Origin of the sequence: Loktanella gaetbuli (assembly GCF_020531945.1) — a bacterium.
Classification (GTDB): domain Bacteria; phylum Pseudomonadota; class Alphaproteobacteria; order Rhodobacterales; family Rhodobacteraceae; genus Loktanella; species Loktanella gaetbuli.
Map to the genome: position 1 here is coordinate 186218 of NZ_JAJATZ010000005.1, position 12999 is coordinate 199216.

At 60.2% G+C, this 12999-nt stretch carries 13 protein-coding genes; 6 read left to right on the forward strand and 7 right to left on the reverse strand.

Translation table 11 applies throughout. From position 1 onward, the window contains the following. Positions 1-33: 33 nt before the first annotated feature. Together LGQ03_RS12145 and LGQ03_RS12150 are read left to right on the forward strand one after the other, a co-directional pair. The gene (locus tag LGQ03_RS12145; RefSeq protein ID WP_226748623.1) at positions 34-834 is read left to right on the forward strand and encodes a trypsin-like serine peptidase; all 801 of its coding nucleotides are present in this window, start codon (positions 34-36) and stop codon (positions 832-834) included. Between the two features lie 155 nt (positions 835-989). Beyond that, positions 990-1457 carry an Hsp20 family protein gene (locus LGQ03_RS12150; RefSeq protein WP_226748624.1) on the forward strand — a complete coding sequence of 156 codons (468 nt, stop codon included), beginning with the start codon at positions 990-992 and terminating at the stop codon, positions 1455-1457. A 68-nt stretch (positions 1458-1525) separates the two neighbouring features. On the opposite strand, the gene LGQ03_RS12155 is transcribed toward LGQ03_RS12150, so the two are convergent. The 4 genes from LGQ03_RS12155 to LGQ03_RS12170 all read right to left on the reverse strand — a co-directional run bounded on the left by LGQ03_RS12155 (position 1526) and on the right by LGQ03_RS12170 (position 6615). After that, on the reverse strand, positions 1526-2005 hold the full coding sequence (locus tag LGQ03_RS12155) for a pyridoxamine 5'-phosphate oxidase family protein (RefSeq protein ID WP_226748625.1): 480 nt from the start codon (positions 2003-2005) through the stop codon (positions 1526-1528). A gap of 78 nt (positions 2006-2083) precedes the next feature. After that, positions 2084-3574: a Na+/H+ antiporter NhaC gene (gene nhaC / locus LGQ03_RS12160; RefSeq protein WP_090160008.1), complete on the reverse strand. Its 1491-nt coding sequence runs from the start codon at positions 3572-3574 to the stop codon at positions 2084-2086. A gap of 57 nt (positions 3575-3631) precedes the next feature. After that, positions 3632-6436, reverse strand: a complete 2805-nt coding sequence (gene polA / locus LGQ03_RS12165; RefSeq protein WP_226748626.1) for a DNA polymerase I — start codon at positions 6434-6436, stop codon at positions 3632-3634. After that, positions 6436-6615, reverse strand: coding sequence for a zinc-finger domain-containing protein (locus LGQ03_RS12170; protein ID WP_090159813.1), 180 nt, complete (start codon positions 6613-6615; stop codon positions 6436-6438). Before LGQ03_RS12170 ends, polA begins: the two co-directional genes overlap by 1 nt. A gap of 83 nt (positions 6616-6698) precedes the next feature. On the opposite strand from LGQ03_RS12170, the gene LGQ03_RS12175 reads away from it, so the two are divergent. Then, on the forward strand, positions 6699-7631 hold the full coding sequence (locus LGQ03_RS12175; protein ID WP_090159812.1) for an ABC transporter ATP-binding protein: 933 nt from the start codon (positions 6699-6701) through the stop codon (positions 7629-7631). A 58-nt stretch (positions 7632-7689) separates the two neighbouring features. Here the strand turns inward: LGQ03_RS12175 and LGQ03_RS12180 are convergent, their stop codons facing one another. Both LGQ03_RS12180 and LGQ03_RS12185 read right to left on the reverse strand, forming a co-directional pair. Beyond that, complete coding sequence (locus LGQ03_RS12180; RefSeq protein WP_226748627.1) at positions 7690-8052, reverse strand: HIT domain-containing protein; 363 nt, start codon at positions 8050-8052, stop codon at positions 7690-7692. An 8-nt stretch (positions 8053-8060) separates the two neighbouring features. Further along, complete coding sequence (locus LGQ03_RS12185; protein WP_226748628.1) at positions 8061-9638, reverse strand: DUF5928 domain-containing protein; 1578 nt, start codon at positions 9636-9638, stop codon at positions 8061-8063. A gap of 152 nt (positions 9639-9790) precedes the next feature. On the opposite strand from LGQ03_RS12185, the gene LGQ03_RS12190 reads away from it, so the two are divergent. Both LGQ03_RS12190 and LGQ03_RS12195 read left to right on the forward strand, forming a co-directional pair. Continuing rightward, positions 9791-10609 carry a sulfotransferase family protein gene (locus LGQ03_RS12190; protein WP_226748629.1) on the forward strand — a complete coding sequence of 273 codons (819 nt, stop codon included), beginning with the start codon at positions 9791-9793 and terminating at the stop codon, positions 10607-10609. Between the two features lie 75 nt (positions 10610-10684). Further along, positions 10685-11383: a hypothetical protein gene (locus LGQ03_RS12195; RefSeq protein WP_226748630.1), complete on the forward strand. Its 699-nt coding sequence runs from the start codon at positions 10685-10687 to the stop codon at positions 11381-11383. Here LGQ03_RS12195 and nth read toward each other — a convergent pair. Continuing rightward, positions 11380-12024, reverse strand: a complete 645-nt coding sequence (gene nth, locus LGQ03_RS12200; RefSeq protein WP_226748631.1) for an endonuclease III — start codon at positions 12022-12024, stop codon at positions 11380-11382. The genes LGQ03_RS12195 and nth overlap by 4 nt on opposite strands. A gap of 86 nt (positions 12025-12110) precedes the next feature. On the opposite strand from nth, the gene LGQ03_RS12205 reads away from it, so the two are divergent. After that, positions 12111-12953 carry a methylated-DNA--[protein]-cysteine S-methyltransferase gene (locus LGQ03_RS12205; protein WP_226748632.1) on the forward strand — a complete coding sequence of 281 codons (843 nt, stop codon included), beginning with the start codon at positions 12111-12113 and terminating at the stop codon, positions 12951-12953. Positions 12954-12999: the final 46 nt, after the last annotated feature.

Sequence of the window (12999 nt, forward strand, 5' to 3'; positions counted from 1 at the left end):
GCCACGATTCCCGGCAACCGAAAGGACCGACCGTTGCGCTTGACCCTGCCCCTGATCCTGTCCCTGCTGGCATCACCGCTGTCTGCGCAGGATACTAGCCTGATGGCGCTGGAAACATCCGACACCGGACGCGGTTGGGAGGCGGTCGGCCGGCTGGACGTGGATCGCGGCGGTTTCTGCACGGCCTCGTTGATCGAGGAAAAGCTGATCCTGACAGCGGCGCATTGTCTGTATGACAGCGACGGCAGCCCGATTGCCGCAGAGCGTTTCACCTTTTTGGCAGGCTTGCGCGATGGACGGGCCGAAGCGACGCGCGGCGTTTTGCGCGTCACCCCTCACCCCGACTACGTTCACCGATCCGAACGGCCGCAGAATGATGCGGTCGCGGTCGATATTGCCGTGCTGGAACTGGACCGTCCGATCCGGCAAGGGCGCGTGACGCCGTTCACGCTGGCCACCGAACCGCAGACAGGCGCGCAGGTCGGCGTGGTATCCTATGCCAACGGTCGCGCCAATGTGCCCAGCCTGCAAGAGGTCTGCGAGGTTCTGGACCGCCAAGGCGGGATCGTGGTGATGACCTGTTCCGCCGATTTCGGGGCCAGCGGATCGCCAGTGTTCTGGATGAACGGTGGCACGCCCCGCATCGTATCCGTCATCTCGGCCAAGGGGCGTTCCGGCGCGCGCGACGTTTCACTGGGCACGTCGCTGGCGGACCCGCTTGCGCGTCTGTTGGACGCGCATGCGCGCGGGGTCGGTGCGCTGCCCGTGCCGGTCGCACGCACCATCGGTGTCGGCACCCGCGACGGCACGGGTGCGAAATTCGTCCGTCCCTGAGGACCGTTTCGACAGCCCGCACTCTTGAACGCGGGGCATCTGTTTCCCAAATGTGATGCACCACGATGCCTATCAGGGTCGTGGCACAAACCAATGGCCGGGCCCGCACGGGGCGGCCAGACATCGTTATCGCTTGCACAAAAGGATGACCTGACATGCGAAATTTCGACCTTACCCCCCTGTATCGCGCGACCGTCGGCTTTGACCAGATCGCGGAACTGATGGATCGGGCGCTTGCCTCTGACGTGGGCAGTCAGACCTATCCCCCCTACAATATCGAAAAGACCGACGACGACGCGTGGCGCATTTCCATCGCGGTTGCCGGATTTTCGGACCGCGACCTGTCGATCGAGGTCAACGATCGCAATCTGGTCGTGACCGGCCGCAAGGCTGATGACGACAAGTCGCGCAAATATCTGCACCGGGGCATTGCAACCCGCGCTTTTGATCGCCGATTTCATCTGGCCGACCATGTCCGTGTGACGGGTGCCAGCCATGTGGATGGCATGCTGCACATCGATCTGGTGCGTGAAGTGCCAGAGGCGCTGAAGCCGCGCCGCATTGCAATTGAGACAACCGCCCCGCGCGATGCTGACGTGCTGGATGCAAAATCGGTCAATTAATCACTGACCGTGGATGAGGAAAGGCGGGCCATTGCGGCCCGCCTTTTTTGTGTCTCGACTTGCCCGTCTTAGAACGTCAGATCGGCCTGATAGCCTTGGTCGGGTTCTGCGCCCGTGACGTTCGCCTTGCCGATCTCGTAAAAGAATTTGAGCGGATTTGTTGTGCTGAACCAGCAACCTGCGATCGTTGGGGTCAGGCAGAGCAGACGCACATCTTCGTCTTCCTTGCCGTCTTCGAACCATGCGGCGGCTACGAATGACCAGAGCTCGTCCAGAATGGCGGCGTCCTGAACCTGCTCCAGCTTGCCCTCGATATTGGCATACAGGCCGGATTTCGCATCGGCGATCACGAAACGGGCGGGCTGGTTTGCACTGGTCGTATTTTTCACCAACTCTTCGCCAGCGGCAGCGATGAACCAGATCTTGCCGTCGCGATCCTTGCGCAGTGTCGGGGACATGGGCACCAGTTTACCGTTTTCTGTCAGGCCCAGCATGCCGGCCTGCACATCATCGACCCGGTCCCAAAAGTCTGCTTTTGCGTCACTCATCACGATCTCCTTGCGTATGAAATTCAGTGACGAAACGCGTGGGCGGCAACGGTAGTTCCGCCGCCGCCCACATATCGATCAGGACGTCAGCGCGTGGCCGCTCATGTCCTTGACGTCTTCGTTCTGTTCCTTCCACGTCTGGCGTTCCTCATCCGTCGCCTTGGGTGAGAACAGCCCCGTCAGCGCGTAGAAGATGCCGATAATGGGTGCCATCCAGCAGGCAAAGGCGAGCGGGATATACAGCAGGTTTTGCATGTTGCCGTCCATGATACCCAAACCAAGCGCCGTGATGACAAATGCACCACCCGCATTCCAAGGGATCAGCGGCGACATCATCGTGCCACCCTCTTCGACCGCGCGCGACAGGTTCAGCGTCGAATAGCCGATCCCGCGATAGAGCGGCGCATACATCCGACCCGGCAGCGCGATGCTGATGTATGGGTCGCCCGCGACCACGTTCGTGGCAAAGCTGGTGGCGATGGCGCTGGTCTGCACGGCACCAAAGTTGCTGACGCGTTTGACGATGGAATTGATGATCGATTCCAGACAGCCGGTGCGTTCCAGCGCACCGCCAAAGCCCAGCGCGATGAGGATCAGTGAAATCGTCCACATCATCGACTGAATCCCGCCAGAGTTCAGCAGGCTATCAATGTCCGACACACCGGTATCGATAGAGAAACCTGACTGTGCGTAGGTAAAGACGTCATGAAGCCCCTCACCCTGCCAGAAAATGGCGACAAGACCGCCGGCCAGTACACCCGAAAACAGCGACGGCAGGGGCGGTTGTTTGGTCAGCGCCAGTCCGATGACGATCAGCGCGGGCAGCAGCGGCACGATGCCGATGCTGAATTCATTCTGGAGACCGCCGGTAATGGCATCGATCGCGTCAAAAGACGTCTGGCCATCGCCCATCAGCAGAAATCCCGCCCCGATATAGATTACGAGTGCGATCAGCATCGCAGGCACGGTCGTGGGCAGCATGTTTTGGATATGATCAAAAACCGTGACCCCTGTCACGGCAGGTGCCAGGTTTGTCGTATCAGAGAGTGGAGAAATTTTGTCCCCGAAAAACGCGCCTGACACGACCGCCCCGGCCGTCCAATAGACAGGCACCTCGAACCCGGCACCGATGCCCATCAGTGCCAGACCGATGGTGCCGACAGTGCCCCAACTGGTGCCCAGCGATACAGAGACCACGGCACACAGGATCATCGCCGCAGCGAGGAAGATCGACGGGTTAAGGAGTGTCAGACCGTAATAAATCAACGTCGGCACCGTGCCCGACGCGATCCAGACACCAATGATCATGCCGACGATGATCAAGACGGCCACCGACGGCATAGAGACGTGAATGACGTGAAAAACGCCCTCGCGGATGTCCGGCCAGCCCTGTCCGCGCAACTTGCCCAAAAGGGCCGTGATCGCGAGACCCAAAATGAGCGGAATATGCGGTGTAAAGTCGCCATAGTAGAACAGTTGCAAGGCCAGAAGGCCCAGTGTCAGGACAACGGGTAATAGCGCAAGCCCGAGGCTTGGCAGGTTTTTTTCGTCGCTTGCAGTCTCGCTCATCGCGGCCTCCGGCATTTGTGATCTTATTTGACCTAGTGCGCTGGCAAATTAGTCCAGTTAATGCGCTTCGGACCAGGTCAGGCCCTTGCCGCCGTCGACTGACAGTTTGACGTCCAGATGCACGGCAGGGTCGGCCGCATTTTCCATGACCTCGCGCGCCGTTTCGATCAGCGCGTCGGCGGCATTTTCATCCACCTCGAACAGCAATTCGTCGTGGACCTGCAACAGCATTTTGGCAGGCAAGTCCTTGATCGCATCGGGCATACGGATCATGGCGCGACGGATGACGTCGGCGGCGGTCCCCTGAATCGGCGCGTTGATCGCGGCGCGTTTTGCAAAGCCGGCCTGCGGCCCCTTTGCATTGATTTCGGGCGTGTTGATACGCCGACCGAACAATGTCCGGACGTAGCCGTGATCCTTGGCAAATTTCACAGTGTCGTCCATATAGGCGCGGATGCCCGGGAAACGTTCAAAATAGCGGTCGATGAAACCCTGTGCCTCGGCCCGCGGGATGCGCAGATTACGCGCAAGACCAAATCCGCTAATGCCGTAAATCACGCCAAAGTTGATCGCCTTGGCCTGTCGGCGCACCTCTGGTGTCATCTCGTCCAGGGGCACGTTGAACATTTCGGACGCGGTCAGCGCGTGGATGTCGACGCCGCCGCGAAAGGCCTGTTTCAGCTCTTCGATGCCAGCGACATGGGCTAGGATTCGCAGCTCGATCTGGGAATAGTCGAGGCTGACCAGGACCTTGCCGTCCTCTGCAATGAAGGCCTCGCGGATGCGGCGGCCTTCTTCGCTGCGGACCGGTATGTTTTGCAGGTTCGGATCAGTGGATGCCAGACGCCCGGTGTTGGCACCCGCGATGGAATAGGATGTATGCACCCGGCCCGTATCGGGGTGGATGTGGTCCTGTAGCGCGTCGGTATAGGTCGATTTCAGTTTCGACAGTTGCCGCCAGTCCAGGATGAGGCGCGGCAGGTCGTGCAGCGTCGCCAGATCCTCGAGAACGTCAGCCCCCGTGGAATAGGCCCCCGTCTTGCCCTTGGCCGGGGTTTTCCCGTCGGGCAGCGACAGACCCATTTCGTCGAACATCACCTCGCCCAATTGTTTGGGTGAGCCGACATTGAACTTGCGCCCTGCAAGGGTCTGGATTTCGTCCTCCAGCCCGGCCATTTTCTGGCTGAATGCGTTGGACATGCGCGACAGCGTATCGCGGTCGACCTTGACGCCTGCCATTTCCATCTGCGCCAGCACCGGCACCAGCGGGCGCTCCAGCGTTTCATAGACCGTGGTGACCTTGTTCACATGCAGCTGCGGTTTGAGGTGTTGCCACAGGCGCAGAGTGATGTCCGCATCCTCTGCCGCGTATTTCACCGCCTCGTCGATGCCGACGCGGTCGAATGTGATCGCGGATTTGCCGGTGCCCAGCAATGGTTTGATCGGAATCGGGATATGCCCCAGATAGCGTTCGGACAGCACGTCCATCCCGTGATTATGCAGTCCCGCGTGCATGGCATAGGACAGCAGCATCGTGTCGTCGATCGGGGCCACGTCGATCCCCAACAGGGCAAAGACCTTGGCGTCGTATTTCATGTTCTGACCGATCTTGAGGATGCTATCATCCTCGAGCATCGGTTTCAGGGCCGCCAGACAGGCATCCATGTCCATCTGACCTTCGGCCCGCGCATCGGACCCGAACAGGTCGTCCTGCGTCGCGGCCTTGTGCGCCAATGGAATATAGCAGGCCTGACCTGGCGTCACGCAAAGGCTGATGCCGACGAGATCGGCGCGCATTTCATTCAGCCCGGTGGTTTCGGTGTCCACCGCGACATGACCGTGTTCATAGATCCGGTCGATCCAGACCTGCAGCGCATCCATGTCGCGCACACATTCATAGGCCTCCGCATCAAACGGCTGATCGTCAGGCTGGGCCACGTCCTTCGGGGTCTCGACCTCGATCGCGGGGGCCTCTTGTCCCAGTGAAGCAGCGATGCGTTTCGTGACAGTGCGGAATTCCATCTGTGCGAGGAACCCCAGGAGTGTGTCGGGATCAGGATCACGGATTTCGAGGCTGTCCAGCGTGAACGGCAGGTCCATGTCGCAATCGAGCTGCACAAGGCGTTTGGACAACTCGATCTGGGCCCGGTGGTCGATCAGCGTCTGGCGCCGCTTGGGTTGCTTGATCTCTTCGGCGCGGTCCAGAAGGCTTTCCAGATCGCCGTATTCATTGATCAGCAAGGCGGCAGTCTTGATGCCGATGCCCGGTGCACCGGGCACGTTATCGACCGAATCGCCGGCCAGCGCCTGCACATCGACCACGCGGTTCGGACCGACGCCGAATTTTTCCACCACGCCGTCGCTGTCGATGCGTTTGTTTTTCATCGGGTCGAGCATTTCGACACCGTCACCGACCAGCTGCATCAGGTCCTTGTCCGACGACAGGATGGTCACCCGCCCGCCCGCATCGCGGGCCTGATGTGCAAGGGTCGCGATGATGTCGTCGGCCTCGAACCCTTCGATTTCCTCGCAGGCGATGTTGAACGCGCGGGTGGCATCACGGGTCAGCGGGATCTGCGGGCGCAGATCCTCTGGCATGGCGTCACGGTTCGCCTTGTATTGATCATACATGTCGTTGCGGAACGTGTGGCTGCCCTTGTCGAAAATCACCGCCACATGGGTCGCCGCATCCGGGCCGGTGTTCCCCTCGATGTAGCGTTGCAGCATGTTCACGAAACCGGACACGGCACCGACAGGCAACCCATCAGAGGCGCGCGTCAGCGGTGGCAGTGCGTGATATGCGCGAAAGATGAACGCAGAGCCGTCGATCAGGTGCAGGTGGCAGCCTTTGCCAAAGGCCATCAGACCTTGTCCTTGAACTCTTCGTGGATGAACCGCGCGTCACAATAGCCGCATTCGACCCAGCCTTTGTCATGCGGAATCGCCAGCCAGACCCGCGGATGACCCAGGCCCGGGCCGCTGCCATCGCATGCAATGCGCCATTGGTCGACGATCTTGGTTTCCGGTGCGGGACGTGTCATGGACTGGCCTGTGCGTTGTCGCGGGACCTGCCCGCCTTATATCGCCCCGAACCTATCCCAGCCCAGCAAAGGGTGAAAGACCCATGTCAGACAATGCCATCGAAATTTCCGGACTCAGGAAAACCTATGCCGCCACAGGGCGCAGTGCGGCCAAGGACGCGCTGAAAGGCATCGACCTGACCATTCCGCGGGGGTCAATCTTTGGCCTGCTGGGTCCGAACGGTGCCGGCAAATCCACACTGATCAACATTCTGGCCGGTCTGGTCCTGAAAACCGAAGGCACGGTGAAAATCTGGGGATTCGATCAGGACGTGAACGCGCGCCAGTCGCGAGCGTCAATCGGGATCATGCCGCAGGAACCCAACCTTGACCCGTTTTTCACCCCGCGCGGGTCGCTGGATGTGCAAGCGGGCCTATACGGTGTGCCCAGATCGCAGCGCCGCACGGACGAAATTCTGGATCTGATCGGCCTGTCCGACAAGGCCGACGCCTATGCCCGGTCCTTGTCGGGTGGTATGCGGCGGCGGCTCTTGCTGGGCAAGGCGCTGGTGCATTCGCCGCAGATTCTTGTGCTGGACGAACCCACCGCCGGCGTCGATATCGAGCTGCGCAACCTGTTGTGGCAGAACGTGCGGCAGTTGAACGAACAGGGCATGACCATCATCCTGACGACCCATTACCTCGAAGAAGCCGAGGCGATGTGCGACGAAATCGCCATCATCAACCACGGTGAGATGATCGTGCGCGACACCACAGCGAACCTGCTGGGCACGCTGGACCAGAAAACGCTGGTGATCACGCCGGACGCGGACCATCCGGACCTGCCCGCACTGCCGGATGGTGTGACGGGGGAAAAGCGTGCGAACGGCACGCTGGCCTTTACCTATCAATCCAGCAAAACGCCTGCCGGTCAGATCATCGACACGGTGCGCAATGCAGGCGTCACGATCCGCGATGTCACGTCGGAACAACCCGACCTCGAGGACGTGTTCCTGTCGCTGACGTCCAGCCGCTGACGGGACGGTGGGCGGGGCGCCTTTGCGGGCGCAGCCCGTCAAACAGCGCCGCCGACCGTCATTTGGGCAGCATGCGCCCCAGATGTCTGCCACCGATGATATGCAAGTGGAAATGCGGCACATCCTGCACACCATGCGCGCGGGTGTTGGCAATGGCGCGGAATCCGTCATCGACTCCCGTGATCCGGCAGACCTCTGCCACGGCCTGCATGAAACCCGCCTGTTCCTCTGGCGTGGCCGCACCCGCGAAATGATCCAGCGACACATAGGCCCCCTTGGGGATCACCAGCACATGCACCGGGGCCTGCGGCTCGATATCGTGAAATGCCAGCGCGTGATCATTCTCGAACACGGTCTTGTTGGGGATTTCACCGCGCAGAATGCGGGCAAAGATGTTCTGGTCGTCGTAGCTGAATTCCATGTCTGTCCTCAATCAACGAATAGGTAGGGCGTTTCCGCCAGCGTCTTGGCCACTTCATCCGACACGCTCAGGAAACTGGCAAGCGCCGGCGCATTCTCGATCGGTGTCGCCCGTTCCCTGATCCGGTAGAGATGACTGAAATTGGCGTCCCGGATCCGGTCGCTTTCGAATGTCACATCCTGCTTGATCGTGGGCAGGATCTGGTTGATCGCGTCCAGCGGGGTCTGATCCCCCGCAAGGCCCACCCGCTTGGCATGGCCGATCAGATAGTCTTCGGTAAATTCGCACTGGATTTCCAGCAGGCGCGTTGTGGACCGGTCGGAAAAGAAATCCTGCATCAGGTCGATGTTGGATGTGTCCAGACAGATGATCATCCGGTCGCTTTCGTAATAGTCGAACAGCATCCGCATCAGGGCCCGCCTGTGACGTGTGCGTTTTTCGAGGCTGGCCTGAATGCCGCCCAGATCCGGCATCACGGTGTTTTCCTCGTTGAACAGATAGGCCACGGCGGGAATGTTGGTGTTGTGTTCTATCGCGGCCAGCAGGCGTTTGGCGACGTGCCATTTCTTGCAGGCGATGATCAGCAATTCGCGTTCACGGCCCAGCGTGCTCTCTGTTTCCCAGAAACGGTCTGCAAACCTGCGGCCGATCCGTCCGCGTCCCGTCAGGAATCGGAACAGGTTGCGTCCTTCGTTCGATATCTGGAAATCGGACCTGTCTGACGCATAAAGCCGTCCCAACCTGGCCTTCAGGTCAGTGGCCTCGGGGCTGATCTTGCGCGCAAACAGCGCGTCCTGATTGAGCAGCAGATCAAAGTGGTCGTTGTAGAATGTCACCGGCATCCCGTAGTCGGTGAACATCAGGAATGTCAGCGTGCGCGCCTCGATTTCCTTGCCCGGCACCAGATGCCGCACGAGTGTCTGAAAAAACGTCTCGTCCGGAATCCAGGTGGTCCGAAAGAACCGCATCACGTCGCGCCGCTGGCGTGCGAAATCCAGAATCATTTCGATGGTCTGACGCCTCAGGCACCACCATTGGCTGCCGATCATGATTTGCAGATCGTCAGGCACCTTTCGGGTCAGGCCCAGACGGCGCTGTGTCCAGAAACTCCAGTAGAACCGCCGCTTCTGCGTGCGTTCATTGAACCAGTGGCGATAGATCAGACGTTCTTGCTTGAAACCCGTCTTGATCCAGTCGCTGTCAAAGAAATCAAAGCTTTCGATATAGTCGCGGTCGTTGCGGTCCAGAAAGGCGTGGGCATAGGCCGCCGATTTGATCGCTAGGCAATCGCCGGACACCATGTAGAAATGCGTGGCACGTGGAAAGGCATCGACCGCCGCCTCGACCGCGGACAGGGTCGCGTCAACCAGGCTCCACTCGCCCCAGCCGCATTTTAGTCGCCGCTTGGCGAATGTCACGTTGGGATTCCCCGCCAGGGCCGTGCGGATCCGGTCGAAGCTTGCGCGCGGGGCACGGGCGTCGAAATGAATGGCGATGCAATCACCCACGGCCGTCAATTGCCGGGCCTGCTGGATGATGGCGTCCGGGTCCTTGTGACAGAGCAGGATAAAGGCGATGGTAGCCATCGGTCAGAGAATGTCCTGTTTACGACTGTTGTAAGGTGTCCTCATATCAACAACACTCGGCCATAAGACAGGGTTTCTTTGTCATGATACCTCCAATAAGACATTATTGGATCATATACAGGCCCAGACTTAAACCGACGAGGTAGTGACCCATGGGGTTTCCCGGAACATGGATGACCGAAAGCGAGAGCATGGTCTACCGCGTGGTGCCCAAATGCGCCTGTTCGACCATCGGGCAGATCATGTTCTATTCGGATCATGGCACGTTCTTTGACGGCGATATCCATGACGCGCAGGCCGGTCTGCACAAATGGGCGATGGATGACAGCCAGCCGCTGATCACGGACAACGTCAAATCGCACCGTTCCTATGCCTTTACCTGCGTGCGCAACCCCTACACCCGGATCCTGTCATCATTTTTCGACAAGATTTGCGGCATCCAGCGCAATGGCAAACGCTATCGCGGTAACCTGGTGCCGCTGTTGATCCAGAAATACGGGATCGAGGTCGGCGACCCCGAGACAGGGTTCGAATTCGACCAGATCAAATCGTTCCGCCGGTTCCTGCTGTTCGCGCGTGACACCATCCGCTGGCGGCGCCCGATGGAACCGGACATTCATTGGTCAGCCATGTCGGGCCATATCAGTACCTTCATTCACAACGGCGGAACCTACGACCAGATTTTCTGGACCGAACAGTTCAACGACGGCATGGCCGAAGTGCTGTCCAGGATCGAGACACGCCACCCCGTCGATCTGGCAGCGATCCCCCGTTTCAACGAAAGCGAAGGCCACGGCCCCAAGCGGCTGCACAAGGTGTCCGACTACTTTGACGACCTGTCGATGCATCTGATGTGGGAAATCTACAAAAAGGATTTCCAGCTGTTCCGTTACGATTTCGACAACCCCGACAACAAGATGCCTGTGGCTGACATTGATTTGCGTGAGGTCCACGCCAAGTTGGGCGACTAGAGGGGGCGTTGCCCCCGTGCCGCAAGCGGCACCCCCCAGGATATTTTTGACCAGAAGAAGACAGGACCGCCCGCCATGACCCGTGTGTTGATCCTGGGGTCCGGCCCTGATGTGGCCGAAGCAGCTGATTGGGCGCGCGCGCCGTTCGATGTGATCGTGGCGATCAACAACGCATGGCGCGTGCGTGACGATTGGGACGTTCATATCTTTCCCACCGATTTCCCCGTAGACCGGCGTCCGCGCGACATGCAGCACGATCAGCAGAGTGTTCAGGCTGACGATTATGTCCCGGTCCAGAACACCTATGGCGGTTTCGTTTATGCTGGTGGGACCATGGCGTTTACCGCCGGGTATTGGGCGTTGGGGGCCTTGCGTCCCAGCTTGATGGCATTTGCCGGTTGCAACATGGTCTATCCGGCCAGCGGGGCCACGCATTTCTATGGGACCGGCACCGCCGATCCGCTGCGGCCGGACGTGACGCTGCGGTCGTTGCCTGCGAAATCGGCCCGGTTACATGTGCACGCAGCGCGGCAAGGTTGCACCTGTGTAACCGTCACGGGGGAGGACAGCGTGCTGATATTTCCCCGAGCCACACCAGATGCATTGCCCGCAGCCCCTGCCCCGTTTGATGCCGGTCTGGCCGCACAAGCCGATGCGATGGAGGCGCGGCTGGACTACGTGGTGCCCAGCGGCAAATACTGGAAACAAGAATACCGGTTCGATCCCGCGCAGATCGACGCGCTGGACGCGCTGTGGCTGCGCGCCGTCAGCTAGAGGGTCTTGTCCTCGAACAGGCATAGATCACGAATGATGCAGGTCGCGCATTTGGGTTTGCGCGCGACACAGACGTAGCGTCCGTGCAGGATCATCCAGTGATGGGCATGCAGCTGGTAATCGGCGGGTATGTGATCCTCGATCCGGCGTTCGACGACATCCACATCCTTGCCCGGTGCGATGCCCGTGCGGTTTCCGATGCGAAAGATATGGGTGTCGACGGCCTGGGCGGGATAGCTCCACCACATGTTCAGAACGACATTCGCGGTTTTGCGCCCCACACCCGGCAGTGATTGCAGGGCCGCGCGTGAATTGGGAACCTCTCCGCCATATTCGTCGACGAGGATCTGACTGAGCTTGATGACGTTCTTGGCCTTTTGCCGGAACAGACCGATGGTCTTGATGTGTTCCATCACGCCGTCCAGCCCCAGATCCAGCATCTTTTGCGGGGTATCGGCGACGGCGAACAAATCGCGGGTCGCCTTGTTCACGCCCTTGTCGGTTGCCTGTGCAGACAGCGCCACGGCCACCACCAGCGTATAGGCGTTTGTGTGGTCCAGCTCGCCCTTGGGTTCGGGATCCACTGCGTGAAACCGGCGAAAAATCTCGCGGATCGTGTTGTAGTCGAGTTGCTTTGCCATGGCCCTTGATGCCCCGACGGCGGGGCCTGCGCAAGTTGCGCAAGTTCCGGGTCGCGCGACATGTTGCAGCGCCGTAGATTGGGATCATGGAACGCACACAAAGCTATCATTATCACGTCATGGCCCGCGCGATCACAGAGATCGACGCACGGCAGGGCGAGGCGGCATCGCTGGCCGATATCGCCCATGCGCTGGACATGAGCCCCGCCCATTTCCAACGGCTTTTTTCCGCGTGGGTCGGGGTGTCGCCCAAGCGGTATCATCAATACCTGACGCTGGATCATGCGCGGCACTTGCTGCGCGACAGGTTCACCACGTTGGAAACAGCGGCAGAGGTCGGCCTGTCCGGCACCAGTCGCCTGCACGACCTGTTCGTGCGCTGGGAGGCGATGACCCCCGGCGATTTCGCCCGTGGCGGCGCGGGGCTGACGATCCGCTGGGGGTGGTTCGACAGTGCGTTCGGGCCCGTCCTGTCGATGGCGACGGACAGGGGATTGTGCGGTCTGGCGTTTGCCGCGGAAAGTGGTCGAGAGGCCGCCATGGATGACCTGACCTCGCGCTGGCCCACCGCACACTATGTCGAGGACGCAGCCACCATCGCGGCGTGGACGACCGCTGCACTGACCACACGCGGGGACGCGCGTCTGCACATGATCGGCGCACCGTTTCAGATCAAGGTCTGGGAAGCGTTGCTGCGAATCCCCTCGGGGCATGTCACGACCTATTCCGAAATCGCCAGCAGCATTGGCCATCCCAAGGCTGTGCGGGCCGTCGGCACGGCTGTCGGCCGCAACCCGGTCAGCCTGCTGATTCCCTGCCACCGGGCGCTGCGCAAATCGGGTGGCTTGGGCGGCTATCACTGGGGGCTGCCGGTCAAACGTGCCCTGCTGGCCGTCGAAGGCGCGCGGGCTGACGCGATATCCGCCTGAAAAACGCAATTTCGCCCCCGCTATTTGATAGCGGCGACGGTTGCGC